27 protein-coding genes are annotated in these 24,692 nt (G+C 64.6%); 16 read left to right on the forward strand and 11 right to left on the reverse strand.

Features of this window, described 5'->3' with window-relative positions; genetic code table 11:
• Positions 1 to 45: 45 nt before the first annotated feature.
• The 5 genes from B2P87_RS04425 to B2P87_RS04445 all read right to left on the reverse strand — a co-directional run bounded on the left by B2P87_RS04425 (position 46) and on the right by B2P87_RS04445 (position 4,747).
• Positions 46 to 516 (reverse strand): DUF302 domain-containing protein, encoded by a 471-nt coding sequence (locus B2P87_RS04425; RefSeq protein WP_141890566.1) that lies wholly within the window; start codon positions 514 to 516, stop codon positions 46 to 48.
• Between the two features lie 154 nt (positions 517 to 670).
• Entirely contained in the window at positions 671 to 2,704 is a 2,034-nt protein-coding gene (locus B2P87_RS04430) for a PhoX family protein (protein ID WP_141890565.1), read from the reverse strand.
• 180 nt (positions 2,705 to 2,884) lie between these two features.
• Positions 2,885 to 3,943: a YeeE/YedE family protein gene (locus B2P87_RS04435; RefSeq protein WP_141890564.1), complete on the reverse strand. Its 1,059-nt coding sequence runs from the start codon at positions 3,941 to 3,943 to the stop codon at positions 2,885 to 2,887.
• A 21-nt stretch (positions 3,944 to 3,964) separates the two neighbouring features.
• The gene (locus B2P87_RS04440; protein WP_058287215.1) at positions 3,965 to 4,303 is read right to left on the reverse strand and encodes an ArsR/SmtB family transcription factor; all 339 of its coding nucleotides are present in this window, start codon (positions 4,301 to 4,303) and stop codon (positions 3,965 to 3,967) included.
• Between the two features lie 60 nt (positions 4,304 to 4,363).
• A complete protein-coding gene (locus B2P87_RS04445) occupies positions 4,364 to 4,747 on the reverse strand; it encodes a hypothetical protein (protein WP_141892082.1) in 384 nt (127 codons plus the stop codon).
• A gap of 110 nt (positions 4,748 to 4,857) precedes the next feature.
• Here B2P87_RS04445 and B2P87_RS04450 point away from each other — a divergent pair, with 110 nt between their 5' ends.
• The 9 genes from B2P87_RS04450 to B2P87_RS04490 all read left to right on the forward strand — a co-directional run bounded on the left by B2P87_RS04450 (position 4,858) and on the right by B2P87_RS04490 (position 12,921).
• Complete coding sequence (locus B2P87_RS04450) at positions 4,858 to 5,595, forward strand: cytochrome c biogenesis CcdA family protein (RefSeq protein ID WP_141890563.1); 738 nt, start codon at positions 4,858 to 4,860, stop codon at positions 5,593 to 5,595.
• Between the two features lie 19 nt (positions 5,596 to 5,614).
• A complete protein-coding gene (locus tag B2P87_RS04455; protein WP_141890562.1) occupies positions 5,615 to 6,196 on the forward strand; it encodes a thioredoxin family protein in 582 nt (193 codons plus the stop codon).
• A 127-nt stretch (positions 6,197 to 6,323) separates the two neighbouring features.
• The gene (soxX, locus tag B2P87_RS04460; protein ID WP_058287211.1) at positions 6,324 to 6,800 is read left to right on the forward strand and encodes a sulfur oxidation c-type cytochrome SoxX; all 477 of its coding nucleotides are present in this window, start codon (positions 6,324 to 6,326) and stop codon (positions 6,798 to 6,800) included.
• Positions 6,801 to 6,857: 57 nt separating this feature from the next.
• A complete protein-coding gene (gene soxY, locus B2P87_RS04465; protein WP_141890561.1) occupies positions 6,858 to 7,274 on the forward strand; it encodes a thiosulfate oxidation carrier protein SoxY in 417 nt (138 codons plus the stop codon).
• A 44-nt stretch (positions 7,275 to 7,318) separates the two neighbouring features.
• The gene (gene soxZ / locus B2P87_RS04470; RefSeq protein WP_058287209.1) at positions 7,319 to 7,648 is read left to right on the forward strand and encodes a thiosulfate oxidation carrier complex protein SoxZ; all 330 of its coding nucleotides are present in this window, start codon (positions 7,319 to 7,321) and stop codon (positions 7,646 to 7,648) included.
• Positions 7,649 to 7,723: 75 nt separating this feature from the next.
• Positions 7,724 to 8,575 carry a sulfur oxidation c-type cytochrome SoxA gene (gene soxA / locus B2P87_RS04475; protein ID WP_141890560.1) on the forward strand — a complete coding sequence of 284 codons (852 nt, stop codon included), beginning with the start codon at positions 7,724 to 7,726 and terminating at the stop codon, positions 8,573 to 8,575.
• Positions 8,576 to 8,674: 99 nt separating this feature from the next.
• The gene (soxB, locus tag B2P87_RS04480) at positions 8,675 to 10,372 is read left to right on the forward strand and encodes a thiosulfohydrolase SoxB (RefSeq protein WP_141890559.1); all 1,698 of its coding nucleotides are present in this window, start codon (positions 8,675 to 8,677) and stop codon (positions 10,370 to 10,372) included.
• A 115-nt stretch (positions 10,373 to 10,487) separates the two neighbouring features.
• Positions 10,488 to 11,759 carry a sulfite dehydrogenase gene (gene soxC, locus B2P87_RS04485; RefSeq protein ID WP_141890558.1) on the forward strand — a complete coding sequence of 424 codons (1,272 nt, stop codon included), beginning with the start codon at positions 10,488 to 10,490 and terminating at the stop codon, positions 11,757 to 11,759.
• A 133-nt stretch (positions 11,760 to 11,892) separates the two neighbouring features.
• A complete protein-coding gene (locus B2P87_RS04490; protein ID WP_141892081.1) occupies positions 11,893 to 12,921 on the forward strand; it encodes a c-type cytochrome in 1,029 nt (342 codons plus the stop codon).
• A gap of 67 nt (positions 12,922 to 12,988) precedes the next feature.
• Here the strand turns inward: B2P87_RS04490 and B2P87_RS04495 are convergent, their stop codons facing one another.
• Together B2P87_RS04495 and B2P87_RS04500 are read right to left on the reverse strand one after the other, a co-directional pair.
• Positions 12,989 to 14,428, reverse strand: a complete 1,440-nt coding sequence (locus B2P87_RS04495) for a hypothetical protein (protein ID WP_141890557.1) — start codon at positions 14,426 to 14,428, stop codon at positions 12,989 to 12,991.
• Between the two features lie 236 nt (positions 14,429 to 14,664).
• Complete coding sequence (locus B2P87_RS04500; protein WP_141890556.1) at positions 14,665 to 15,672, reverse strand: GlxA family transcriptional regulator; 1,008 nt, start codon at positions 15,670 to 15,672, stop codon at positions 14,665 to 14,667.
• A gap of 246 nt (positions 15,673 to 15,918) precedes the next feature.
• Between B2P87_RS04500 and B2P87_RS04505 the strand changes: the two genes are divergently transcribed.
• From B2P87_RS04505 to B2P87_RS04530, 6 genes are all read left to right on the forward strand, one after another.
• Complete coding sequence (locus B2P87_RS04505; protein ID WP_141890555.1) at positions 15,919 to 16,551, forward strand: ATP-dependent Clp protease proteolytic subunit; 633 nt, start codon at positions 15,919 to 15,921, stop codon at positions 16,549 to 16,551.
• A 149-nt stretch (positions 16,552 to 16,700) separates the two neighbouring features.
• Positions 16,701 to 17,969 (forward strand): ATP-dependent Clp protease ATP-binding subunit ClpX, encoded by a 1,269-nt coding sequence (gene clpX / locus B2P87_RS04510; protein WP_058287203.1) that lies wholly within the window; start codon positions 16,701 to 16,703, stop codon positions 17,967 to 17,969.
• Positions 17,970 to 18,111: 142 nt separating this feature from the next.
• Entirely contained in the window at positions 18,112 to 18,477 is a 366-nt protein-coding gene (locus B2P87_RS04515; RefSeq protein ID WP_058287202.1) for a RidA family protein, read from the forward strand.
• Between the two features lie 139 nt (positions 18,478 to 18,616).
• Positions 18,617 to 19,003 carry an NADH:ubiquinone oxidoreductase subunit NDUFA12 gene (locus tag B2P87_RS04520; protein ID WP_058287201.1) on the forward strand — a complete coding sequence of 129 codons (387 nt, stop codon included), beginning with the start codon at positions 18,617 to 18,619 and terminating at the stop codon, positions 19,001 to 19,003.
• A 23-nt stretch (positions 19,004 to 19,026) separates the two neighbouring features.
• Positions 19,027 to 19,479: an outer membrane lipid asymmetry maintenance protein MlaD gene (gene mlaD / locus B2P87_RS04525; RefSeq protein WP_058287200.1), complete on the forward strand. Its 453-nt coding sequence runs from the start codon at positions 19,027 to 19,029 to the stop codon at positions 19,477 to 19,479.
• Entirely contained in the window at positions 19,476 to 19,853 is a 378-nt protein-coding gene (locus B2P87_RS04530; protein ID WP_058287199.1) for a DUF2155 domain-containing protein, read from the forward strand. The genes mlaD and B2P87_RS04530 overlap by 4 nt, the downstream gene beginning before the upstream one ends.
• On the opposite strand, the gene aat is transcribed toward B2P87_RS04530, so the two are convergent.
• From aat to B2P87_RS04550, 4 genes are all read right to left on the reverse strand, one after another.
• Positions 19,817 to 20,449: a leucyl/phenylalanyl-tRNA--protein transferase gene (gene aat, locus B2P87_RS04535; RefSeq protein ID WP_141890554.1), complete on the reverse strand. Its 633-nt coding sequence runs from the start codon at positions 20,447 to 20,449 to the stop codon at positions 19,817 to 19,819. The genes B2P87_RS04530 and aat overlap by 37 nt on opposite strands.
• A gap of 74 nt (positions 20,450 to 20,523) precedes the next feature.
• Positions 20,524 to 21,873: an acetyl-CoA carboxylase biotin carboxylase subunit gene (accC, locus tag B2P87_RS04540; protein ID WP_141890553.1), complete on the reverse strand. Its 1,350-nt coding sequence runs from the start codon at positions 21,871 to 21,873 to the stop codon at positions 20,524 to 20,526.
• A 9-nt stretch (positions 21,874 to 21,882) separates the two neighbouring features.
• A complete protein-coding gene (gene accB, locus B2P87_RS04545; protein ID WP_141890552.1) occupies positions 21,883 to 22,377 on the reverse strand; it encodes an acetyl-CoA carboxylase biotin carboxyl carrier protein in 495 nt (164 codons plus the stop codon).
• Positions 22,378 to 22,556: 179 nt separating this feature from the next.
• Positions 22,557 to 23,093, reverse strand: coding sequence for a PAS and helix-turn-helix domain-containing protein (locus B2P87_RS04550; protein WP_058287195.1), 537 nt, complete (start codon positions 23,091 to 23,093; stop codon positions 22,557 to 22,559).
• A 95-nt stretch (positions 23,094 to 23,188) separates the two neighbouring features.
• Between B2P87_RS04550 and B2P87_RS04555 the strand changes: the two genes are divergently transcribed.
• Entirely contained in the window at positions 23,189 to 24,685 is a 1,497-nt protein-coding gene (locus B2P87_RS04555) for a class I adenylate-forming enzyme family protein (protein ID WP_141890551.1), read from the forward strand.
• Positions 24,686 to 24,692 lie beyond the last annotated feature (7 nt).

Here is a 24,692-nt window from a genome sequence, read left to right on the forward strand (position 1 = left end):
GCACAAATCGTGCAAGGGGGGCAGAGACCGGATAGACGCCCGCGGCTATTTCTGCGCCCGTTCCGCAATCAGCGCAAAGCGGCGGTCGAGCTGGCCTGCAAGGGCCGCCAGCCCAGCGCCGCCTTCCTCTGCGTAGGGCGCAAAGACGTGGGTGGGCCGCTTGTAGGAGAGGGTGGCGCTGCCGTCTGCCTCCTCGGTCACATACATGCGCACTGGCGCCTCGATCATCGCGGCGGTGGAGAGGGCGAGGATCTTCACCGCGAAGTCATTGTTGAAGAGGCCAATGACCCGGTTGCCGGGAATGGTGATGCCGCGGGCCGCCGCCGCCTCGGTGGGGCCTGCCTGGGTGACGATCCCCAGGCCCTCGGCCTTGGCGGCGGCTTTGACGTCCTCGATCAGCTGCGCATAGGGTTTGGAGGTCTCATGCACCGCCCAGCCGTCGCGCGGCGCGATGCTGCCTGCAGAGGCGGCAGAGGCGGCAAGGATCAGGGCGGCCGTCAGGCGTTTGATGGGCATGGCAGGTCTCCGCAGGGTTTCTCCCGGTTTTAGGGCAGGGCGGGCGCTTGCGGTTTCACAATCGCGTGCATCCGGCGGCGGCCGGCCCGGCAGGGCCTGAACCTGTGCGCGCCCCGGACGGGGCGCGCTCCGCCTGACAACAGCCGATCCCGGGTCAGCTGGCGATCTTGCCGCCGCCCTGTCTGGTCACCACCACGACCGAGGGGCGCGGCGGCATTTGCGGGTCGAAATCCGGCCAGCGGGTGGCCGGGTCCTCAAACGTCGAGGCGCGCCCGAAACCTTGCAGGTCTTTGGTGCCGTCGGTGCCAGGATGCTGAACGGCCAGGAACAGCGTCTCGCCGTCCGGGGTGAAATACGGCCCGCACAGCTCAGCCCCCACGGGGCAGCGGAAGAACAGCTTGGAATGGCCGCGCAAGGCGCCGCCGGTTTCCACACCGTAAAGCCCGTCCGATTTGCCGGTCCGGCCCCAGTTGCTGCCCTGGTCGGTGGCAACCCACAGCCGCCCGTCTGCATCCATTGCGCTGTTGTCGGGGGAGCCGAACCAGCCGTGCTGCGAAGTGTCCGGGTGCCATTCGGCGCCGACTTCGGCAATCGCCGGGTCGCCGCATTTCACAAGGATCGACCACTGCCCGCGTGCCGCCGCATGGTCGCCGCCGTCCTCCTTGATTTCGATGATATGGCCGAACCGCGACTCCGGGCGCGGGTTGGCGGCATCGGTCTGGCCGGCCTTGCGTCTGGAGTTGTTGGTCAGCATCACATAGGCGGTGCCGTCGCCGCGGGGCGTGGCATCCTCGGGCCGGTCCATCGGGGTGGCCCCCAGCGCATCCGCCGCCAGCCGCGCATCAATTAGCACATCCGCCTGGCTGGCAAAGCCGTTCTCCGCCGTCAGCGGGCCCTGGCCATGCACCAGCGGCAGCCAGTGGACGGTGCCATCCGCCTCGAACCGGGCCGCGTAGAGGGTGCCATCGCTCAGCAGTTGCGCATTGGCCGCGCGGTCCTCCGACACGGCGCCGCGAGAGACGTATTTATAGAGATACTCAAACCGCGCATCGTCCCCCATGTAGATCACCAGTCGGCCGTCCTTGGACAGGGTGGTCTCCGCGCCTTCATGGGCGAAACGGCCCAGGGCGGTGTGCTTCACCGGTTTCGACCGCGGGTCCATCGGATCGACCTCAACAACCCAGCCGAAGCGGTTCGCTTCATTGGGGTTTTCGTCGATATTGAAGCGGGAGTGGTGCTTGCCCCAGGCGTACCACATCCCGGGTACGCCGTAGCGCGCCATCTGGGCCGCCTCCGGCTGGCCGGCGAGGTCCGGTTCGCCATCGAAGTCCAGCCTGTCCGTCCAGAAGTAGCCGTGAAAGTTTTCTTCCGCCATCAGCCAGGTGCCCCACGGGGTCATGCCGCCGGCGCAGTTGTTGAGGGTGCCGATGACCTCAAATCCTCCGGGGTCGGCGCTGGTCTGCATCCGCGGGTGGCCTGCGGCGGGGCCGTCGAGGACCATTGCGGTGGTGAGCGGTGAGATGCGGCGGTTCAGCGCGCCGCCGCGCACCACGGCCCACTTTCCGTCCGGGGCGCGGACGACCTCGACAACCGTCCCGCCGTGTGCCGCCATTTCGATCTCGACCAGCTCCTGGGTCATGCCGGCAAACTCTGCCTTGTCCTGACGGCCAAGGTTCGGGAACATAACTTCTTCATTGGTGTATTCGTGGTTCACGCACAGGAGGCCGCGGCTGCCCTCGGCGTTCAGCGGCAGAAAGCCGACGTAGTCGTTGTTGTAGCCGAACTGCTGCAGCTGGGCCTCTGCGCTTTGGTTCATCACGTCGAAGTCCGGGGCGTCCGCGAAAACCGGATCGCCCCAGCGCAGCAGCACATCGGCGTCATAGCCCCGGGCGACATGATGGGTTTCGTCGATGCCAGAGGCCAGTTCGTCAAAAGCATAGCGGCTTGGTGCTGTGGGTGTTGCGGCGCTGGCCTGGCGCGCTGCGGCCAGCGCGGAGGCGCCGAACAGGGCGGCGGCGGCGGAGGTGCCCAGCATCCCCTTCAGCAGCGCGCGGCGGCCATAGCGGGCAGCGATCACATCGCCGAGGGTGCGGCTGGGGTCCGGGTTGGCCGGGATGTTGTCAAATGCCTCAAACGCCTCCGCCTTGTTGCCATTTTGCGGGTCTTTGATGATCTGCTTGCGGTTCACGGCGGTCTCCGGAGTGTATGGACGCGTCAGGTCGGCGATGCGGGGCGGTTCCCCCCCCCCCCGGGGGGCGTTTTAAGAACGGCGTGTAACGTCTGTGTAATCGTTAACAAAAATTTACCAAGACTTCAGGCGTTCGCGGATGGTCCGGATTGCGCGGCCTGTCCCCGCAGGGACAGCGGATTATTCCGCCGGCCGGAAGCCTTCGATCAGCTGGCGCAGCCCGATGGCGGCGCCGGCGAAGATTGCCAGCATGGTGACAGGCGCCGAGACTGCCAGCAGCGAAAACGCGCTGAGGCCCTGGCCGACGGTGCAGCCCATCGCAATCACCGCGCCAGCGCCCATGATCGCGGCGCCGATGATCTGGCGGCGCAGCTCGCGCGGGTCCTCGCAGGCCTCCCAGCGGAAATGGCCCTTGATCAGCGAGCCGAGGAAGGCGCCGGTCCAGACCCCGGCGATGGAGCCGACGGCGAACGACAGGGGGCGCAGGGATCCGGTCATGGTCCACAGGATGGTCTCGCCCAACGGAGCCGAGAAGGAGTGGGAGACCACCGGCAGCGCCTCGAACCCGGCGGTGTTGACATAGGTGGTTCCGGCCCAGCCGGAGGCCACCGCCAGCCCCACCACGGCCGACCAGAACAGCGCCTGCCTGTCGCGGCGCAGTTCGGCGCTGGCGAGGGAGGCCAGCAGGATCAGAACGCCCGCGGCGATGCCGATGGCGGCCAGCGGCAGCCCGCTCCAGGCGGCGGCGTAATGGGCGAGGCCCGGCGGGATTTCCGTGGTGACATCCTGCTGTTCGAAGAAGAAATTGCGCAACGGGGCAAGCGGGCCTGCCAGCACCACGTAGGTGGATACCCCCATCACCAGCACGATCACGAAACTGCGCAGGTCGCCGCCGCCAAGCCGGGCAATGGCGCCATAGCCGCAGTTGCCGCTGAGCGCCATGCCGTAGCCGAACATCAGCCCGCCGAGGATCGAGGCGGCGGGCATCCAGCGGATCGAGAGGTAAAAGGACTGGCCTGCATCCGCCAGACCCAGCCCGATCAGCGCAAAGCTGGAGAGGACAGCCACGCCAATGGCCACGCCCCACATCCGCATCCTGAGGGATGAGCCGCCATAGAGCAGGTCTTCGATCGCGCCCAAAGTGCAGAACCGCCCCAGCCGGGCGGCAAGCCCCAGCAGCACACCGCCCAGCAGCCCGATGCAGGCGGCCAGCTGGTGTTCTGTCAGGAGGTCAAACATGGTGGGGATTTCATACAGGCGTCAGCCTTCGTCCTTGCAGAACAGGTCATAGACCACTTCCAGCATCCGGCGGGGCTTGTCGTCGGCCAGCCGGTAAAAAATCGCCTTGCCTTCCCGGCGGGGAATGACCAGCCCCTCCAGGCGCAGGCGGGACAGCTGCTGCGAGACGGCGGCCTGGCGGGCTGACAGCAGTTCCTCCAGCTCGGTCACGGATTTCTCGCCGGAGACCAGGTGGCACAGGATCATCAGCCGGCCTTCGTGGCTGATCGCCTTGAGGAAATTGGACGCTTTGGTCGCGTTCTCGACCATCCGGTCCATCTCCTCCGGGTCCATGTCAGCGGTGAACTGTGGTAGTGCCATGTGCCGTCTCCTGAGCGGCACCGCGGTGCCGCACTCCTCTTTCTTGCCCCGCCGGGGCGGTCAGCTGCCGCCCGTGGCGTTCGTATTATCAACAAACCCTGTATGGGCGCTTAGCAAATCCGCGAGCAAAGGCCAAAAAAAATCTTCGCCCGGATAGCCTTCGAGCCGGGCGCGTTCCTCTCCGTCCTCGACCACCAGGAAGGTGGGGGTGAACATGACCCGGCGGGCGACCTGCAGATCATCGGGCAGGGCGCGCAGGTCCACACGGCGCAGAGGGGCGTGTTTGCCCTCAGCCGTTTTCGGATAGATCGGGGCGATTTCCGCGTTCCAGCGGGCGCACCACTCGCAGCCCGGCTGTTCGACCATCACCAGTTCCGCCGCCCAGGCGGGCAGCGCTGCAAAAGCCGCGGCCGCAGCTGCGGCCAAGTGGCGGAAAGGGCGCATGGGTGTCATTCCATCTGTTGACCGTACGGTGAGAAACAACATAATTCGAATATGTGAATGACACAAGCCGGGCCCGGATAACGTTCGCGTGGGGCCTCTTTGGGGGTGCGATGCTTGAAATTACCCTGTTCGGCGCCTTGATCGCAGGTCTGCTGAGCTTTTTCACCCCCTGCATTTTGCCGATGGTGCCGTTTTACCTGTCCTACATGGGCGGTCTGTCGATGGCGGAGCTGCGCGGGGACGGGGCGATTCAGGCCGGGGCGCAGCGGCGGCTGCTGCTGTCGGCGGTCTGTTTTGCTTCCGGGGTCACCACGGTGTTCATGCTGATGGGCATGGGGGCGACTGCGCTGGGGCAGCTGTTCGGCCAGTATCTGGACGTTCTGTCCTATGGCGCGGCGGCGCTGCTGCTGCTGTTCGGGCTGCATTTCCTGGGCGTGGTGAAGATCCCGCTGCTGTACCGCGAGGCGCGGATGGAAAGCGGCGCGGAGCCGTCCACCGTGCTGGGCGCCTATCTGATGGGGCTGGCGTTCGGGTTCGGCTGGACGCCCTGCGTGGGGCCGGCGCTGGCGTCGATCCTGATGATTGCCTCCGGCATGGGCGACATCTGGCGCGGCGGGCTGCTGCTGCTGGTCTACGGGCTGGGCATGACCGCGCCCTTTGTGGTTGCAGCACTGTTTGCCAAGCCGTTCCTGGGCTGGGTTGCGCGGCACCGCAGCGCCTTTGCCTGGGTGGAGAAGGGCATGGGCGCAATGCTGGTGCTGTTTGCGGTATTGATCGCCACGGGCGGGGTGCGGCTGATTGCCGAGGCGATGATCCGCTGGGTGCCGGGGTTTGGTGCTATCGGGTAAGTGAGGTTTGGAGTTCAACATGCTGAGAAGTATTGCAAAAGTGTTAACGGCTGCGGTTCTTGCCGGTCCGCTGGCTGCGGCGGAGCTGGGGGACGACGGGCTGCATAAGACGTCCTGGATGCGGGACACCTTCAAGGATCTGCGCGAAGACCTGGAAGAGGCCAATGGCGAGGGCAAGCGGCTGGTGCTGTTCTTTGAACAGCGCGGCTGCATCTATTGCACCAAGATGCATGAGGAAGTCTTTCCCCGCCCGGAGGTCAGCCAGTATATCGAGGACAATTACTTTGTCGTGCAGCTGAACCTTCACGGCGACGTGGAGGTGACGGATTTCGATGGCGAAACGCTGCCGGAAAAGGACATGGCGCGCAAATGGCGGGTGCTGTTCACGCCGACGATTCTGTTCCTGCCGGAAGAGGTGGGCGAAGATGCCACCGCGCCTGAGGCGGCGGTGGCGGTGATGCCGGGCGCATTTGGTGCGGGCACCACGCTGGACATGTTTACATGGGTCAACGAAAAGCGGTATGCGCTTGATAATGAGGAAGATTTCCAGCGCTACCACGCGCGCCGCATTCAAGAGCGCAACAATGGGTCCACAGACTGACGTTTTGCGCACGATCTATAAAAATTCACAATAATGAATTTGTTGTTGCGTATCCGGGGCGCTGTGCCCTACGGTATGCAAAGCTAAGCAAGCCGCCCGGGAACAGCGGCAGCCAATGGGAGGAAACATGAAGCTTACATCTCTGACACTGGCGCTAAGCCTGGCCGGGACTGCGGCTTTGGCCGGGGAGGTTGCTCCGAAAGCGGTGCAGTTTGGCGAGTCGGGTGAGGTTGCCGCCTCGCTGACCGGCGTGGCCGGCGATGCGGCCAACGGGGCGATTGTTGCCGGCTCCAAGTCCAAGGGCAACTGCGTCGCCTGCCACCAGGTGAGCGCGCTGGCGGATGTGCCGTTTCATGGCGAGATCGGCCCGTCGCTGGATGGCGCCGGCGACCGCTGGACTGTGGAAGAGCTGCGCGGCCTGATTGCCAATGCCAAGATGACATTCGAAGGCACGATGATGCCGGCCTTTTACAAGGTCGAGGGCTTCATCCGACCGGGCGATGCCTACACCGGCGAGGCCGGGGCTGAGCCGCTGCCGCCGATCCTGACGGCGCAGGAGATCGAGGATGTGGTCGCGTTCCTCGCGACGCTGAAAGAAGAGTAAAGCGCGGGCGGGGCCGTTCAGCGCCCTGCACCGATGTGAAGTCAAAGGAGAGATATGATGGAGTTCTCACGCCGTGAGACCCTGGCGATGGGCCTGGGCGCTGCCATGGTTACCGTGCTGCCGTTCCGCGTGAGCGCGGCGGCGGATGACCGGATTGCCGCCTTTACCGGCGGTGCCGAATTGGCCGAAGGGGGCGTGACCCTGAACGCGCCGGAGATTGCCGAGAACGGCAACACCGTTCCGATTTCGGTCGAGGCGCCGGGCGCCACCGCAATTCTGGTGCTGGCCGCCGGCAACCCGGAACCGGGGGTGGCAACCTTCAACTTTGGCCCTGGCGCGGCGCAGCAGGCGGCCTCCACCCGGATCCGCCTGGCGGGCACCCAGGACGTGGTTGCGGTTGCCAAGCTGGCGGACGGCTCTTTTGCCAAGGCCAGCGCCACCGTCAAAGTGACCATCGGCGGCTGCGGCGGCTGAGGCCGCCCGCACCCTGAACGGAATTCTTAAGGAGAATTAAAGACATGGCATCCGGTGTTAAACCCCGCGTCAAGGTCCCGAAGTCCGCTGCCGCCGGTGAGGCGGTCACCATCAAGACGCTGATCAGCCACAAGATGGAAAGCGGCCAGCGCAAGGACAAGGAAGGCAACCTGATCCCGCGCTCGATCATCAACCGCTTCACCTGCGAGTTCAACGGCACCATGGTGCTGGACGTCGCGATGGAGCCCGCGATCTCCACCAACCCGTATTTCGAATTCGACGCGACCGTTCCGGAAGCGGGCGAGTTCGTCTTTACCTGGTATGACGACGACGGCTCCGTCTACGACACCAAGAAGCAAATCGCCATCGGCTGATCCGTTCCGGATCTTCAGGCACGCGTCCTGTCCGGTGTGAACCGGGCAGGGCAGGCACCCAAGGGAGGAAAAGGAATGAACAAAAAGGCAATCACAGCCATTGCCGCTGTGCTGGCGCTGCCGATGGCGGCGGGCGCAGGCCCCGATGACGACAAGCTGGTGGTCAACGAGGACATCGAGATGATCACCAAGGCCGCGGCGCCCGCCCATGTGGCGGATGTGCTGGACGAGGTGATGTCGGGCTGGCACTTCCGCTCGGACGAGACGCAAGCGCTGCAGATGGATGACTTCGAGAACCCGGCGATGGTGTTTGTCGATCAGGCGCAGGAAGCCTGGGACACTGCCGACGGGTCCGAGGGCAAATCCTGCGCGTCGTGCCACGGCGACGTCGCGGAAAGCATGGCAGGCGTACGCGCGGTGTACCCGAAGTGGAACGAAGAGGCTGGCGAGGTCCGCACCCTGAACATGCAGATCAACGATTGCCGCGAAAACCAGATGGGCGCGGAGAAGTGGAAATACTCCGGAGGCGACATGGCCGCGATGGAGGCGCTGATCTCTGTCCAGTCGCGCGGGCTGCCGGTGAACGTCGCCATCGACGGCCCGGTCCAGGCGACCTGGGAGCAGGGCAAGGAGCTGTACTACACGCGCACCGGTCAGCTGGAGCTGTCCTGCGCGAACTGCCATGAAGACAACTATGGCAACATGATCCGCGCCGACCACCTGAGCCAGGGCCAGATCAACGGCTTCCCGGTGTACCGCCTGAAGAACACCAAGCTGAACACCGCCCACGCGCGGTTCAAGGGCTGCGTGCGCGACACCCGCGCCGAGACCTACAAGCCGGGTTCCGCGGAGTTTGTCGCGCTGGAGCTCTATGTCGCCTCGCGCGGCAACGGCCTGTCGGTCGAAGCTCCCTCCGTCCGCAACTGATCTTTGCGCCCCGCGCCTGTTTCCAGGTGCGGGGCGTATCTCTTTTGAAACATTCATTCACGTGAATATATCGCGTGAACAAACAGGATACCGGTACTCATGATCTCGCGCCGCGATTTTCTGCAGGTTTCCATGGCTGCATCCGCCATGGTGGGGGCGTCAGGCTTTGGCAATTGGGCGCGGCTGGCTGCGCAGCAGTCGCTGACCCAGGACCAGCTGCTGGAGTTTGACACCTTTGGCAATATCAGCCTGATCCATGTGACCGATATTCACGGCCAGCTGAAGCCGATCTATTTCCGCGAACCCTCAGTCAATCTGGGGGTCGGAGAGAACAAGGGCCACGTGCCCCACATCACCGGCGCCGACTTCCGCAAGGTGTATGGGATCGCCGACGGCAGCCCTTCGGCCTATGCGCTGACCTACAATGACTTCTCTGCGCTCGCCAAGGCCTATGGCCGCGTCGGCGGGCTGGACCGGGTGTCGACCATCGTAAACGCGATCCGCGCCGACCGCCCCGATGCGCTGCTGCTTGACGGCGGCGACACCTGGCACGGCTCCTATACCTGCCATCACACCCAGGGCCAGGACATGGTCAACGTGATGAACGCGCTGAAGCCGGATGCGATGACCTTTCACTGGGAGTTCACGCTGGGCAGCGGCCGGGTGAACGAGATCGTCGAGAACCTGCCCTTTGCCGCGCTTGGCCAGAATATCTTTGACTCGGAATGGGACGAGCCGGCGGAGCTGTTCAAGCCTTACAAGTTCTTTGAGCGCGGCGGCGCCAATGTGGCGGTGATCGGCCAAGCCTTCCCCTACATGCCGATTGCCAATCCGGGCTGGATGTTCCCGGAGTATTCATTCGGCATCCGCGACGAGCATATGCAGGCCATGGTCGACGAGGTCCGCGCGGCAGGCGCCGATGTGGTGGTGGTGCTGAGCCACAACGGTTTTGACGTCGATAAGAAGATGGCTAGCAAGGTGCAGGGCATCGACGTTATCCTGTCGGGCCACACCCACGATGCGCTGCCGGAGCCGGTGCTGGCCGGCAAAACCCATATCATCGCGTCCGGGTCGAACGGGAAATTTGTTTCGCGCGTGGATCTGGATGTGCGCGACGGCCAGCTGATGGGGCTGCGGCACAAGCTGATCCCGGTGTTCTCGGATGTGATCGCGCCGGACCCGGCGGTGGCGCAGCTGATCGAGGCCGAGCGCGCGCCCTTCAAGGCGCAGCTGGAGGAGGTGATCGGCCAGACCGATACGCTGCTGTACCGCCGCGGCAACTTCAACGGCACCTGGGACGACCTGATCTGCGATGCGCTGCTGAGCGAGCGGGAAGCGGATATCGCCATGTCGCCCGGCGTGCGCTGGGGGCCGTCGCTGGTGCCGGGGGATGACATCACCCGCGAGGATATCTGGAACGTGACCTCGATGTCTTATGGCGAGGCCTACCGGAGCGAGATGACCGGTGAGTTCATCAAGGTGATCCTGGAGGATGTGGCCGACAACATCTTCAATCCCGATCCCTATTACCAGCAGGGCGGCGACATGGTGCGGATCGGCGGCATGGGCTACCGCATCGACATCACCAAGCCGCAGGGCGAGCGGATCAGCGAGATGACCCTGCTGAAGACGGGCGAGGCGATCGATCCGGCCAAGTCCTATGTGGTGGCCGGCTGGGCCAGCGTGAACGAGGGCACCGAAGGCCCGATGATCTGGGATGTGGTCGAGGATCACATCCGCAAGCTTGGCACCGTGACCCTGGACCCCAACAACTCTGTGCAGGTGGCGGGCGCGTAATCAGCGCCCGCCCCGGCAGGGGCAGATCACACCCGCCCGGGCGGCGGGCCCATCGAAAAATTTTGCGCAGTTGAATTCACGAACGTGAATTTATCTATGTAAGGAGGCAAAGAAAATGAGTGATGACGCCAAGAGCCTGGCACCTTCGCGCCGTCAGTTCCTGACCGGGGCGGCGGCGGCCGGTGCAGGGGCGGTGGCGGCCGGGGCTGCCAGGGCGGCCGCACCCGATCCGCTGATTACCGAAGTGCAGGACTGGGCCAGCGGCCTGGGCGAGGGGGTGGATGCCACGCCCTATGGCCTGCCGATCAAATACGAAAGCGATGTGGTGCGCCGCAATGTGGAGTGGCTGACGGCGGACACCATCAGCTCGATCAACTTCACGCCGATCCACGCGCTGGACGGCACCATCACGCCGCAGGGCTGCGCGTTTGAACGCCATCATTCAGGCGCGATTGAGCTGCGCAAGGAAGACTACAGGCTGATGATCAACGGCCTGGTCGGGACGCCGCTGGTGTTCACATACGAGGATTTGGAGCGCTTCCCGCGCGAGAACCGCGTCTATTTCTGCGAATGCGCGGCGAACTCCGGGATGGAGTGGGCCGGCGCGCAGCTGAACGGCGCGCAGTTCACCCACGGCATGATCCACAACATGGAATACTCCGGCGTGTCCCTGCGGACGCTGCTGGAGGAAGCCGGGGTCAAACCGGAGGGCAAGTGGGTCTATGTGGAAGGCGCGGATGCGTCCTCCAACGGCCGCTCGATCCCGCTGGAGAAGGCGATGGACGACGTGCTGGTCGCCTTCAAGGCCAACGGCGAGGCGCTGCGCAAGGAGCATGGCTATCCTGTGCGGCTGGTGGTGCCGGGCTGGGAAGGCAACATGTGGATCAAATGGCTGCGGCGGGTCGAGGTGATGGACCAGCCGGTCGAGAGCCGCGAGGAGACCTCTAAATACACCGACACGCTGGCCAACGGCATCAGCCGCAAGTGGACCTGGGAGATGGATGCCAAATCCGTCGTCACCAGCCCCAGCCCGCAGGCGCCCATCAAGCATGGTGCAGGGCCGCTGGTGATCACCGGTCTGGCCTGGTCGGGCCGCGGTGCGGTCACCGGTGTGGATGTGTCGCTGGACGGCGGCAAGAACTGGACCGAGGCGCGGCTGGCGGCTCCGGGAACGGACAAGGCGCTGACCCGGTTCTACCTGGATATCAACTGGGACGGCTCCGAGATGCTGCTGCAGAGCCGGGCCAAGGATTCTTCAGGCTATGTGCAGCCCACCAAGGCGCAGCTGCGCGAGGTGCGGGGCTTGAATTCGATCTATCACAACAACGCCATCCAGACCTGGTGGGTCAAGGCAAACGGGGAGGCGGAGAATGTCGAGGTTTCTTGAAGTGCTGATGAAACCCGCTGAGGGCAGCGCCCGACCCTGGGTGGGTGCGGGAGCGCCCTCCCGTGGGGAGGGCCGGGCGCTGCCCGGCCTGTCGGCCAGGCGGAACTTGGTTGCAGCTGCTGTTTTGTCCACGATGTTCGTGACGCCCGCTGCAGCGGAAAAATTCGGCCTCGGCCGTCCCGCGCTGCCGGAGGAAATCGCGGCATGGGACCTGGACGTGGCCCCCGACGGCACCGGCTTGCCCGCAGGCTCGGGCGATGTGTTCACCGGCGAGGAGGTCTTTGCCGAGAAATGCGCGGTCTGCCATGGCGATTTTGCCGAGGGCGTGGGCAACTGGCCCAAGCTGGCAGGCGGGCAGGGCACGCTGGACCATGAGGACCCGCTGAAGACGGTGGGCAGCTACTGGCCCTATCTGTCGACCACATGGGACTACGTGAACCGGTCGATGCCCTTTGGCAACGCGCAGTCGCTGACGCCGGATGAGGTGTACGCCATCGTGGCCTATATCCTCTATTCCAACGATCTGGTGGATGATGAGTTCGTGCTGTCGGACGAGACCTTCCTGGAGGTTGAACTGCCGAATGCGGACGGCTTTATCCTGGACGACCGTCAGGAGGCGGAGAAGCATTTCTGGAACCCGGAGCCTTGCATGGAGAACTGCAAGGACAGCGTCGAGATCACCAAGCGGGCCATGGTGCTGGATGTGACGCCGGAGGAGGAAGGTGCCGAGGCCGCTGCTGAGACCCCTGCCGAGGCGCCGGCCGGGGACGCTGAACCGGTGCAGGACGCCGCGGCGGAACAGCCCTCAGAGGAACCGGTGCAGACGGCTGCGGTTCTGGATCCGGAACTGGTGGCCCAGGGCGAGAAGACCTTTAAGAAGTGCAAGGCCTGCCACCAGGTGGGCGATGGCGCCAAGTCCAAAACCGGGCCGGTTCTGAACGGCATTGTCGGCGCCCCGGCCGGCCATGCGGAGGGGTTCCGGTATTCCAAGGCGATGGCAGCCGCGGCGGACGAGGGGCTGGTCTGGACCGAAGCTGAGCTGGCGGCCTTTCTGGCCAAGCCCAAGACCTACATGAAGGGCACCAAGATGTCCTTTGCCGGGCTGAAGAAGGACAGCGATATTGAGGCGGTCATCGCCTATCTGCAGTCCTATTCTCAGTAGGCGCAGCCCTGAAGGGTGGTGAAAGAGGGCGCTAGAGGCGCCCTTTTTTGCTTGGGAGCCGAACCTTCTATTGCCGCGGCGGGAAAACAAGGACGTTTGCGCCCTTGAAACGTTCCAGCCGGGCTTGCGGCTGCGGCTCCGGCGCGGGGCTGGTCAGCCCCGGCGGCAGATGGGCGCAGGTTTCGGGAATTGCCCTGCACAGGGAGACTTGGCGCCCGGTCAGAAGCTCCAGCCGGCTGGCCAGGCTGCTGGCCCGGTGAAGGCCTGCCTTGCGCGCTGCCGGGTAATCCAGAATGCTGCCAGTGGCATAGACCGGCCCTGGTTGAGCGGCAATGGCGGCTGCCATAGCGCGGGTCTCGTGCTGCCAGTCGCGGAAGCGGGTGAATTGCACAGCGGTCTGCACCAGGTAACTGAGTGCAACCAGCAGCACCGCATTGCGCGCCAGCCGCCCGGGCAGGCCGGGGCCGCGGCTGAGCTCTTGCGCGGCCCGCACGATCAGCACCGCGTAGATGATCCAGGTGAAGTGAAAGGCCCGCACCGGGATCGTCACGCCCAGCTTCAGCACCTGCAGCGTCATCAGCGCCATCCCGGCCCAAAGCGCGGTCCAGAGGTAGAGGGCCTCCAGCGGCTGGCGGCGCAGCAGCACGGCGGTGGCGGCAATCAGCAGGCACAGGTGAAACAGCAGAACCGGCGTGGACTGGAAGCTCAGCTTGCCGAGCAGGACCGAAAGCGTCTCCTGCAGCAGCGGCAGGTGCGACCACAATCCGGCAAGGTCCTGCGCCGGGTCCGGGCTGCGGGCCGGGTCCAGCGGGATGCCAAAGACGCCATGCACCTGCCAGTTCAACGCATAGACGGCCAAAACCGCGCCCGCGAAACTGGCCCCGAACAGGATCAGAAGCCGGGCCAAGTCCGGCAGCGAGCGCTGCCGCGTGCTGATCAGGCAGACCGCAAGCAGGATCAGCGGAAAGGTGGTGTAGGCCGTGAAGGCAAGCAGCGTGAAAAGCGGCAGCAGCAGGCGCAGGGCGGCCTGAGACAGCACCAGCGCCAGGCAGGCAAACAGCGCCAGCACCGCAAACCCGGGGATGAGCGTGCTGGACCAGGGCGCCATCAGAAACACCGGCGGGGCCGGCAGCAGGGTGAGGGCCAGAACCGCAGTAAACCATTTGCGGCTGCCGGGCGGGGTGGCCGCGGTTGCGATGGCGGCGGCGGTCACGCCCCAAAGGATCTGGAACAGAACGAAATTCAGCCAGGCCGGCGTTACCGCGCCGCGCAGGTGCCACAGGTAATTGAGCCAGCGGCCTTCGGTCAGGGTTTTCTGCCAGAACCTTTCGGGCTGGGCGAGAAGGGCGGGGTAATCGTCGTAGCGGACAATCGGATCCGCGATATTGCCAGCCGAAACGGCCAGCAGAACCGGAAGGGCCACGGCACAGGCCGCGAGGAAGGCAGGCAGGCTGCCAGCTGCCGCGCGGGTGGCTTGCGGCAGTTGAGGGTCCGGGGAACGGCGCATGGATTAATTCCGTTTGGTTTTAGAATGCCGCCCTGACCGCCAGCCGCCTTTGAATTCAGCGCGGCACAGGTGCAGGGGGGGGAAATGATTGTCTGAATTTGCCAGCCGCCAGGGCAGCAGCAGCACCGGCGCAGTGAAGCAGCTGGGCGGGCATTTTTCAAGGTCCGGTCCGCGCACCTGCCGGCCTCACCCGAGCGCTTAACTGGCGCGGCGGCCTTTGCGGGGCGTGCCGGGTTTCAGCTCCAGCCCTTGCGGAAGAAATGCGGGGAGGCGCCGAACTTGCGCTTGAACTGGCGCGAGAAATGGGTGGCGGAGTTGAAGCCCGAGGCGAGCGCGATTTCGGTGACGCTCATCGAGGTTTCGTTCATCAGCGCAAAGGCATGGCTGAGGCGCATGTCAAAATAGACGTGCATCGGGCTTTGGTTCAGATAGCGCGAGAACAGCCGCTCCAGCTGGCGGCGGGAGATGTCGAGCCGGTCGCACAGCTCGCCGATGGACAGCGGCTCCTCGATCGATTCCTGCATCAACTGCAGCGCATTCAGCAGCCGCTGGTTGCGGCTGCCGATGGCCACCGCGTAGTTCGATTTCTGCGGCGCCGCCTGGCCGCCGGAGCGCACGTGCAGGCACATGTCGGCGACGATGATTGCCAGCTGCTTGCCGTGGCGTTCCTCGATCAGGTGCAGCATCATGTCGGTTGCGGCGTTGCCGCCGCCGCAGGTCATCAGCGGCCCCGAGATCTCAAAGATATTGGGCGAGGGCGCGAGGCTCGGATAGCTTTCCAGGAACCCCGGCTGGTTCTCCCAGTGCAGGGTGAACTTGTGATTCTTGATCAGCCCGGCCTGGGCCAGCGCAAAGGCGCCGGTGCAAATGCCGCCGATGGCGCGGCCAAAGCGGCTTTCTCGGCGCAGCCAGTTCAGAGTGATCTCTGTGGCGGCGCTGTGCGGCTCGACCCCTGCGCAAACAAAGCCGAGTGAATCCGAGGGCAGCGGCTGCAGCGGGGTGTCCGGCGTCACCACCATGCCGTTGGAGCAGCGCACCGGCTGGCCGTCCTCTGTCATGATGTACCAGCGGTAGAGCCGGGTGCCGGTCACCTGGTTGGCAATGCGCAGGGGCTCGATGGCGGCGGCCACCGGCAGCATCGTCGCCTTGGGCAGCAGCAGGAAATAGAAATCCTGCGGCGCGCCCTCGAACGGGATGGCGAGATTGGCGGCGGCGCCTTTCTGAACGAAGCTGTCATCGGACATGGCGGGACCCCAGCGCGGCACCCGGGCAGCCGGGCGGAATTCGGACTTGATTTTGCTTCCTAAGGCGCTGACGCAGGCCACAGCCCTAGAATAGCGACAGCGTTCCTGCGGATTGCGACACCGCATGCAGGTTTGCGGCACCGTAAAATGCCCGCCGCCCCTTGCAGGTCAAAAGGGGCGATACTAAGACTCGGGTAACACACTGTCGGGTATGGTGCCGGACATAAACAACGCAGGCAGGTCGAAATGATTGATTCCAGAGAAACATACATGAACACCCTGGTCCCGATGGTGGTTGAGCAGACCAGCCGGGGCGAGCGGGCCTATGACATCTTTTCCCGCCTGCTGAAGGAACGGATCATCTTTGTGAACGGTCCGGTGCATGACGGGATGAGCTCGCTGATCGTGGCGCAGCTGCTGCACCTTGAAGCGGAAAACCCGTCCAAGGAAATTTCCATGTACATCAACTCGCCCGGCGGGGTGGTGACCTCCGGCCTGTCGATCTATGACACCATGCAGTACATCAAGCCCAAGGTGTCCACCCTGGTGATCGGCCAGGCGGCGTCGATGGGGTCATTGCTGCTGACGGCTGGGGAAAAAGGCATGCGCTTCTCGCTGCCCAACAGCCGCGTGATGGTGCACCAGCCCTCCGGCGGCTTCCAGGGGCAGGCGACCGATATCATGATCCACGCCGAAGAGACCCTGAAGCTGAAGAAGCGCCTGAACGAGATCTACGTCAAGCACACCGGCCAGGACTACGACACAGTCGTGAACGCGCTGGAGCGCGACAACTTCATGGCGCCGGAAGAGGCGAAGGAGTTCGGCCTGATCGACGAAATCGTTGAAAACAGAGCCAAAGGCGATGACGAGCAGGCCTGAGGCCTGCGCTTGTGACCAGCGGTGCGCCCTGCGATTAACTTGGGGCGCACTTTCACATTGTGGCGGCCTAAGCAGTGGCTTAAGCTGGCAGAAAGTTGACTTGCCCCGCAGCGCGGGCGCATCGGACCGGGCGGACTGAAAGGTAGACCATGGCGACGAATTCAGGCGGCGACAGCAAAAACACCCTCTATTGCAGCTTCTGCGGCAAGAGCCAGCATGAAGTGCGCAAGCTGATCGCCGGCCCCACCGTATTCATTTGCGATGAATGCGTCGAACTGTGCATGGACATCATCCGGGAAGAGACCAAGGCCTCCGGGCTGAAGGCGACCGACGGGGTGCCGACACCCAAGGACATCTGCCAGGTGCTGGATGACTATGTGATCGGTCAGGCCACCGCCAAGCGGGTGCTGTCGGTTGCGGTGCACAACCACTACAAGCGTCTGAACCACGCCCAGAAGGCTGGCTCGGACATCGAACTGGCAAAATCCAACATCCTGCTGATCGGCCCCACCGGCTGCGGCAAAACGCTGCTGGCGCAGACGCTGGCGCGGATTCTGGATGTGCCGTTCACCATGGCGGATGCCACCACGCTCACCGAGGCCGGTTACGTGGGCGAAGATGTCGAGAACATCATCCTGAAACTGCTGCAGTCGTCGGAATACAACGTCGAGCGCGCACAGCGCGGCATCGTCTATATCGACGAGGTCGACAAGATCACCCGCAAGTCGGAAAACCCCTCGATCACCCGCGACGTGTCGGGCGAGGGCGTGCAGCAGGCGCTGCTGAAGCTGATGGAAGGCACCGTGGCCTCGGTTCCGCCGCAGGGCGGGCGCAAGCATCCCCAGCAGGAATTCCTGCAGGTGGACACCACCAATATCCTGTTCATCTGCGGCGGCGCCTTTGCCGGCCTCGACAAGATCATCGCGGCGCGCGGGAAGGGCTCGGCGATGGGCTTTGGCGCTGATGTGCGCGACAACGATGAGCGCGGCGTCGGTGAAATCTTCCAGGATCTGGAGCCGGAAGACCTGCTGAAATTCGGCCTGATCCCGGAATTTGTCGGCCGTCTGCCGGTTCTGGCAACGCTGGAGGACCTGGACGAGGAGGCGCTGGTCACCATCCTGACCGAGCCGAAGAACGCCCTGGTCAAACAGTACCAGCGCCTGTTCGAGCTGGAAGACACCGAACTGGACTTCACCGAAGAAGCGCTGAAGGCGATTGCCCGCAAGGCGATCGAACGCAAGACCGGCGCCCGCGGCCTGCGCTCGATCATGGAGGACATCCTGCTGGATACCATGTTCGACCTGCCGGGCATGGACAGCGTGACCAAGGTGGTCGTGAACGAAGAGGCGGTGACCTCGGACGCGCAGCCGCTGATGATCCACGCGGATGCCGAGAAAGAACCCGCAACGGCCGGGTAAACGGAAATGACTTAAATCAGACGGCGCGGTTTTTTCCGCGCCGTTTGTCTTTTGGGGGCGGCTCGGCAGAGGGGGCGCTGCCCCCGCAGCGGCAGGCCGCTGCTCCCCTGGGATATTTTCAGCCAGAAGAAGGTGAAAGGCGATGATCAAACGGATTTCCTCCGGCGGTGAGTTCGAGGCCAAGATCGGCTATTGCCGCGCCGTGGTTGCGGGCGGGTTCGTGCATGTGGCCGGAACGGTTGGCCAGGGCGACGATGTGGTGGCGCAGTGCCGGTCGGCGCTGGACACCATCGGCGCGGCGCTGGAGAAGGCGGGGGCAAGCTTCGCCGATGCGGTGCGGGTCAACTACTACCTGCCGGATGCAGCGGAGTTTGAGCCTTGCTGGCCGGTTCTGGCCGAAACCTTTGGCGCCAGCCCGCCGGCGGCGACGATGATCGAATGCAATTTGATTGATCCGAAGTACCGCATCGAGATCGAGGTAACCGCGCTGGCACCGGCGGACAGCTGAGCCGGCGGATGCCCCGCACGCACGCGGGGCTGAGGCAAAACTGTCCGTTCCCGCCGGCAGGCCCCAAGCGACGGCGCAAGCCACTGGACCTTGGCGGGAAATTGGGCCATATCAAGATCGGAAAACTCCGGAGGCATCCATGGGAATCCTGAACACTCTTCTGCGCGCTGTGACCTGGTGGAACGGTTCCACCCTGAACACCCGGATCTTCACCGCCCGCAAGGGCATCAAGGTGGGTGAGGATGATCAGGGCAATGTCTTTTACCGCAATGCCGATGACAGCAAGCGCTGGGTGATGTTCAACGGCGAAGTGGAAGCCTCCCGCGTCAGCCCGGACTGGCACGGCTGGCTGCACCGGACCTTTGACGAGGTGCCGAGCGAGAAGCCGCTGAAGCATAAGCCCTGGGAAAAGCCGCACCAGGAAAACCTGACCGGCACCATGATGGCCTATGCGCCTGCGGGCTCGATCCGCGCCGGCGGCGAGCCCAAGGAGCGCCGCGACTATGAGGCCTGGGTGCCCGAATAAACATCTGCCAGAAGGCTGGTTTCATGTCACAAAATCCTACTGAAGTTTTGGCCGGTGGCGTCGTGCTGGCCGCCGCGGTCGCGTTTGCCGTCTATGCCGGGCAGGCTGCGGGCCTGTCGCGGGCCGGCGCTACCTATGATCTGAGCGCGTCTTTCCGGTCCCTTGAGGGCGTCAGCGTCGGCACCGATGTGCGGCTTGCGGGCGTCAAGATCGGCACCGTGACCGGTGTTGACCTGAACCCGGAAACCTTCCGCGCCGACACCCGGTTTTCGGTAAAGCAAGGGATCGATATCCCCGATGACAGCGCGGTGGTGATTTCTTCCGAGGGGCTGCTGGGCGGCAATTTCGTGGAAATCATGCCGGGCGGCTCTGCCTTCGCTTTCGAGCCGGGGGATGAGATCGAGGATACCCAAGGCGCGGTCAGCCTGATTTCGCTGCTGGTGAAATTCGTGGCAGGCGGCGGGGAAGACTCGTGAAGCGGCTGGCCGCTGCCCTGGCCGCAGGCCTGCTGGCCCTGCCTGCCTGGGGGCAGGAGCAGGTGGCGCAGAGCGGTGCGGCACAGGGCACTGCGGCGGTGCTGCGGGCGCTGGACAAAGTCAACGGCCACAGCATGGATGCCGAGATCGCGGTCGGCGGCAGTGGGGAGATGTTCGGGCTGCTGGTCACCGTGTCGGACTGCCGCTATCCGGCGGAGAACCCGACCGGGGATGCCTACGCCTTTCTCACCGTGCGCAATCCCGCTGACAATGCGGTGCAGTTCGAGGGCTGGATGATCGCGTCCAGCCCGGCGCTGAACCCGCTGGACCACAGCCGTTATGATGTCTGGGTCATCCGCTGCAGCAGCAGCTGAGGCGCGGGCACGGCGGGGCGGTTGAAATCGGCCTCATTTGACAAGGCGTCGCGCAGCAGCGCCCGGTAGCGGGCGCGGCTGACCTCAATGCCGCCGAGGGAAGCCAGGTGCGGGGTCAGAAACTGGGTGTCGCACAAGATGAAGCCAGCCTGCACCAGCCGGTCAACCAGATAGGCCAGCGCCACCTTGGAGGCGTCGCGGCGGCGGGAGAACATGCTTTCGCCGAAAAATGCGCCGCCCAGTGACACCCCATAAGTGCCTCCGGCCAGAATGCCCTGATGCCAGACCTCCAGCGAATGGGCGTTGCCCATCGCGTGCAGTTCCAAGTAGCGGTCGCGGATTTCGGCGCTGATCCAGGTTTCCGCCCGGTCGGCGCAGCCCTCCACCACGCCGGCAAAGTCGCGGTTCACGGTGATCTCAAAGCCGCCGTTGCGGATGCGCTTGGCCAGGGAGCGGGAGATACGGAAGCCGTCCAGCGGCAGGATCCCGCGCCGTTTGGGGTCGACCCAGAACACTTCCGGGTCGTCGCGGTGTTCGGCCATCGGGAAAACACCGGCGGAATAGGCGTGCAGCAGGAGATCGGCAGTCAGGCTCATGGTGCCGCCAGTATAAAGGGCAAAGGCAGGGAAAAGTAAAACGGGGCGCAGCCGGATGGCGCGCCCCGCGGGTTTTAGGCCGGTGTGTTTTTTTCCAGCCAGCGTTCCAGCCAGTGGATGCCGTATTCGCCGGTGTGGATGTCCTGCTCCTCCAGCAGCGCATGGAACAGCGGCACGGTGGTGTCGATGCCGTCGATGATCAGCTCGCCCAGGGCGCGGTGCAGGCGGGCAAGCGCCTCGGTCCGGTCGCGGCCGTGCACGATCAGCTTGCCGATCAGCGAGTCATAGTAGGGCGGGATCGAGTAGCCGTCATAGAGCGCTGAATCCATCCGCACACCCAGGCCGCCGGGGGCGTGGAACGCGGTGATCTTGCCCGGGCAGGGCGAGAAGTTCGGCAGCTTTTCGGCGTTGATCCGGACCTCGATGGCGTGGCCGTTGATCTCCAGATCGTCCTGCGTGAACGACATCGGCAGGCCTTCGGCCACCCGGATCTGTTCGCGCACAAGGTCGACGCCAAAGATGGCTTCGGTCACCGGATGCTCCACCTGCAAGCGGGTGTTCATCTCGATGAAGTAGAACTCGCCGTCTTCATAGAGAAATTCCACGGTGCCGGCGCCGGAATAGCCCATCTTGCCGATCGCGTCGGCACAGATCTTGCCGATGCGGGCACGCTCTTCCGGGGTGATGCAGGGGCCGGGGGCCTCCTCGAACACCTTCTGGTGGCGGCGCTGCAGCGAGCAGTCGCGCTCAGCCAGGTGAATGCCGGTGCCCTTGCCGTCGCCAAAGACCTGCACTTCGATGTGACGCGGCTTCTGGAGGTATTTCTCCATGTAAACTTCGTCATTGCCGAAGGCGGCCTTGGCCTCGGACCGGGCGGTGGAGAAGGCCGAGACCAGTTCTTTCTCGTCCTTGGCCACCTTCATGCCGCGGCCGCCGCCGCCGGCGGTCGCCTTGATGATCACCGGGTAGCCCATGTCCTTCGCCGCCTTTTTGGCAGCGGCAATGTCGGGCACGCCGCCTTCGGAGCCCGGAACAACCGGAATGCCGAGGTTTTTGGCGGTTTCCTTGGCGGTGATCTTGTCACCCATGATGCGGATGTGTTCGGCCGAGGGGCCAATGAAGGTCAGCCCGTGGTCCTCGATGATCTGCACGAAATTGGCGTTTTCCGACAGGAAGCCGTAGCCCGGGTGAATCGCCTGGGCGCCGGTGATCTCGCAAGCGGAAATGATGGCCGGAATCGACAGGTAGCTTTGGGCGCCGGAGGGCGGCCCGATGCAGACCGATTCATCGGCCATGCGCACGTGCATCGCGTCGGAGTCGGCGGTGGAGTGCACCGCAACCGATTTGATGCCCATTTCCCGGCAGGCACGGATCACGCGCAGGGCGATCTCGCCGCGGTTGGCAATCAGGATCTTGTCAAACATGGCAGATCCTTATTCGATGATGACCAGGGGCGATCCGAATTCAACGGCGGCGCCGTCTTCGACCAGGATGCGCTTCACGGTGCCGGATTTCGGCGCCGGAATGTGGTTCATGGTCTTCATGGCTTCGACGATCAGCAGGGTGTCGCCTTCGCTGACCTGTGCGCCCACGGAAATGAAAGACGGCGAGCCCGGCTCGGGCTGCAGGTACACGGTGCCGACCATCGGCGAGGTCACGGCACCGGGGTGGCTGGCCGGATCGTCGTTTGCGGCTGCGGGGGCGGCAGCGGCAGGTGCGGCGGCGGCTGCAGCCGCCGCCGGGGCGGCAGGCACCTGAACCTGCATCGGCGCCGCGGCCATCGCGGTCTGGCGGGAGACGCGCACGTTCAGGCTGTCGTCATCGCCGTATTCCCGTTTGACCTGCAGCTCGGTCAGATCGTTTTCGCGCAGCAGCTCCGCCAGCGCCTTGATGAATGCCACATCCGCTTCGTGAGATTTGTTTGTCATATTGTCCTCAAGCCGGTTCCGACATGCCCGCCCGGGCCCGGAAGGCCCGGCAGGCAGGAAATTAGCGCGCTTATAGGGCAAGGATTACCGCAAGGAAAGCGCTGTCGATGCTTGCTGTAACATGGAGATGAATTGATAAATTTGCAATTGCCTGCCGCATTCAGACTCCAGTTGCCGGGTCACAGCGGCATTCCCGTCAGCTTGGCCACCAGTTCCGGCAGTTTGCGGGCGCCGAACTTTTGCAGCAGATGCGCCCGGTGGCTTTCGACCGTGCGGTAGGACAGGTCCAGCTGCTTGCCGATCTCCTTGGCCGACAGCCCCTTGCAGGTGAGGATCGCCACTTCGCGCTCGCGCGGGGTGAGGGAGACCACAGGGCGGTCGTCGGAAATGTCCGCAAAGGACCAGATGCCGGTCTGAAACGGCGCCTCAGGCGTCACCGACCGGCCGCGCACCCGGCACCAGAACAATCCGCCCGCCCGGCGGCGCATGATGCGTTCGTCGCTGTAGCTGCCGCGCTGCGCCTCTGGCTGCTGCAGAAGGGCGCCGATGCGGTTGAAATCCTCCTGGCTGGGGTACAGTTCGGCCACCAGCATGCCGGTATAGTCACCAGGCGCGCCGCCAAAGGTCGCCGCGAATTGCAGGTTGCACCGCGTGATGACGCGGCGTTCCAGGACGGCGAGGCCCACGGGGGCATGGTCAAAGGCAAGATCGTTCATATGGTACTTTTACCCCGGTATTTTTGCGGAATTGAAGGGGGCAGCCGCTGCGTGCCACGTTGCGCGCTGCGGGGCAAGCGGGAGAGGGCAAACGAATGAACATAGCGGTGTGGCTGCAGCGGACAGCGGCGGCAGAGGGCGCGCGGCCTGCATTGTATCTGGGGCGGGATCCGGTGGCGGATTACGCCGGGTTTCATGCGCGGGCGGCCTCGGTGGCGGGCTGGCTGCTGGCGCAGGGGATTTCACCGGGCGACCGGGTTGGCATCTTCATGAACAACTGCCCGGATTACCTGATCGCGCTTTATGCTATCTGGTATGCCGGCGCGGCGGCAGTTCCCATCAATGCCAAGCTGCACGGCAAGGAGGCGGAGTACATCCTGCAAAATTCCGGCACCGGCCTGCTGTTCACCTCGCCTGGGCTGACAGAGGCGGTTGCAGACACCGGGGCCGCGGTGCGCTGCGTGGATATCACCGGTGCGGATTATGCGGCGGCGCTTCAGGCGGAGCCGGTAGCGGGGCCTGCCTGCCGCGCGCCCGGGGATCTGGCGTGGCTGTTTTACACCTCCGGCACCACCGGGCGGCCCAAGGGGGTGATGATCACCCACCGGATGCTGATGACCATGGCCATCGCCTATTTCGCCGACGTGGATCAGGTGAGCGCCGCCGACCACGCGCTCTATGCCGCGCCGATGAGCCATGGCGCGGGCATCTACGCGATTCAGCACGTGCTGGCGGGCGCGCGCCACGTCTGCCCGGCCTCCGGCGGTTTCGATGAGGCAGAGATCTTCGGCCTTGCCGCGCATTTCGGGCGGGTCCACATGTTTGCCGCGCCGACCATGGTCACAAGAATGACGGCTGAGGCCAAGCGGCTGGGCTTCAAGGGGGACGGGCTGCGCACGGTCGTCTATGCAGGCGGGCCGATGTATGCCGCCGATATCATCGAGGCGGTTGAGCATTTCGGCCCGGTCTTCGTGCAGGTTTACGGTCAGGGCGAATGCCCGATGGCGATCACCGCGCTGCCGCGCCGCGACGTGCAGGACCGCGCGCATCCGCGCTGGCGCGAGCGGCTGGCCAGCGTCGGCAGGGCGCAAAGCGTGGTGGAGGTGCGGATCGGCACGCCGGAAGGCGTGTTTTTGCCCGCAGGCCAGCACGGCGAGATCATGGTGCGCGGCGATGCGGTGATGCCGGGCTATTGGGACAATCCCGAAGCGACGTCCAAGACCTTGCTCAACGGCTGGCTGATGACCGGCGACATGGGGGTGCTGGACGCGGACGGCTATCTGACGCTGCAGGACCGCTCCAAGGATATGATCATCACCGGCGGCTCCAATGTTTACCCGCGCGAGGTGGAGGAGGTGCTGCTGCTGCATCCGCAGGTGCGCGAGGTGTCGGTGGTGGGCCGCCCGCATGCGGATTGGGGCGAGGAGGTGGTGGCCTTTGTCGTGGGGGATGCGCCGGATGCGGAACTGGACGATCTGTGCAACAGCCGGATTGCCCGGTTCAAACGGCCGAAGGCCTATTTGCGCATCGATGCGCTGCCCAAGAACAACTACGGCAAGGTGCTGAAGACCGAGCTGCGGAAGATGGTCTGATGGCGCC

It is taken from the genome of Leisingera sp. UBA4491 (assembly GCF_002388965.1).
Classification (GTDB): domain Bacteria; phylum Pseudomonadota; class Alphaproteobacteria; order Rhodobacterales; family Rhodobacteraceae; genus Leisingera; species Leisingera aquaemixtae.

Coding starts and splice junctions, on each gene's coding strand:
- B2P87_RS04425 (WP_141890566.1), bottom strand. CDS start 516: ATGCCCATCAAACGCCTGACGGCCGCCCTGATCCTTGCCGCCTCTGCC.
- B2P87_RS04435 (WP_141890564.1), bottom strand. CDS start 3,943: ATGTTTGACCTCCTGACAGAACACCAGCTGGCCGCCTGCATCGGGCTG.
- B2P87_RS04440 (WP_058287215.1), bottom strand. CDS start 4,303: ATGGCACTACCACAGTTCACCGCTGACATGGACCCGGAGGAGATGGAC.
- B2P87_RS04445 (WP_141892082.1), bottom strand. CDS start 4,747: ATGCGCCCTTTCCGCCACTTGGCCGCAGCTGCGGCCGCGGCTTTTGCA.
- B2P87_RS04450 (WP_141890563.1), top strand. CDS start 4,858: ATGCTTGAAATTACCCTGTTCGGCGCCTTGATCGCAGGTCTGCTGAGC.
- B2P87_RS04455 (WP_141890562.1), top strand. CDS start 5,615: ATGCTGAGAAGTATTGCAAAAGTGTTAACGGCTGCGGTTCTTGCCGGT.
- soxX (WP_058287211.1), top strand. CDS start 6,324: ATGAAGCTTACATCTCTGACACTGGCGCTAAGCCTGGCCGGGACTGCG.
- soxY (WP_141890561.1), top strand. CDS start 6,858: ATGGAGTTCTCACGCCGTGAGACCCTGGCGATGGGCCTGGGCGCTGCC.
- soxZ (WP_058287209.1), top strand. CDS start 7,319: ATGGCATCCGGTGTTAAACCCCGCGTCAAGGTCCCGAAGTCCGCTGCC.
- soxA (WP_141890560.1), top strand. CDS start 7,724: ATGAACAAAAAGGCAATCACAGCCATTGCCGCTGTGCTGGCGCTGCCG.
- soxB (WP_141890559.1), top strand. CDS start 8,675: ATGATCTCGCGCCGCGATTTTCTGCAGGTTTCCATGGCTGCATCCGCC.
- soxC (WP_141890558.1), top strand. CDS start 10,488: ATGAGTGATGACGCCAAGAGCCTGGCACCTTCGCGCCGTCAGTTCCTG.
- B2P87_RS04490 (WP_141892081.1), top strand. CDS start 11,893: ATGTTCGTGACGCCCGCTGCAGCGGAAAAATTCGGCCTCGGCCGTCCC.
- B2P87_RS04495 (WP_141890557.1), bottom strand. CDS start 14,428: ATGCGCCGTTCCCCGGACCCTCAACTGCCGCAAGCCACCCGCGCGGCA.
- B2P87_RS04500 (WP_141890556.1), bottom strand. CDS start 15,672: ATGTCCGATGACAGCTTCGTTCAGAAAGGCGCCGCCGCCAATCTCGCC.
- B2P87_RS04505 (WP_141890555.1), top strand. CDS start 15,919: ATGATTGATTCCAGAGAAACATACATGAACACCCTGGTCCCGATGGTG.
- clpX (WP_058287203.1), top strand. CDS start 16,701: ATGGCGACGAATTCAGGCGGCGACAGCAAAAACACCCTCTATTGCAGC.
- B2P87_RS04515 (WP_058287202.1), top strand. CDS start 18,112: ATGATCAAACGGATTTCCTCCGGCGGTGAGTTCGAGGCCAAGATCGGC.
- B2P87_RS04520 (WP_058287201.1), top strand. CDS start 18,617: ATGGGAATCCTGAACACTCTTCTGCGCGCTGTGACCTGGTGGAACGGT.
- mlaD (WP_058287200.1), top strand. CDS start 19,027: ATGTCACAAAATCCTACTGAAGTTTTGGCCGGTGGCGTCGTGCTGGCC.
- aat (WP_141890554.1), bottom strand. CDS start 20,449: ATGAGCCTGACTGCCGATCTCCTGCTGCACGCCTATTCCGCCGGTGTT.
- accC (WP_141890553.1), bottom strand. CDS start 21,873: ATGTTTGACAAGATCCTGATTGCCAACCGCGGCGAGATCGCCCTGCGC.
- accB (WP_141890552.1), bottom strand. CDS start 22,377: ATGACAAACAAATCTCACGAAGCGGATGTGGCATTCATCAAGGCGCTG.
- B2P87_RS04550 (WP_058287195.1), bottom strand. CDS start 23,093: ATGAACGATCTTGCCTTTGACCATGCCCCCGTGGGCCTCGCCGTCCTG.
- B2P87_RS04555 (WP_141890551.1), top strand. CDS start 23,189: ATGAACATAGCGGTGTGGCTGCAGCGGACAGCGGCGGCAGAGGGCGCG.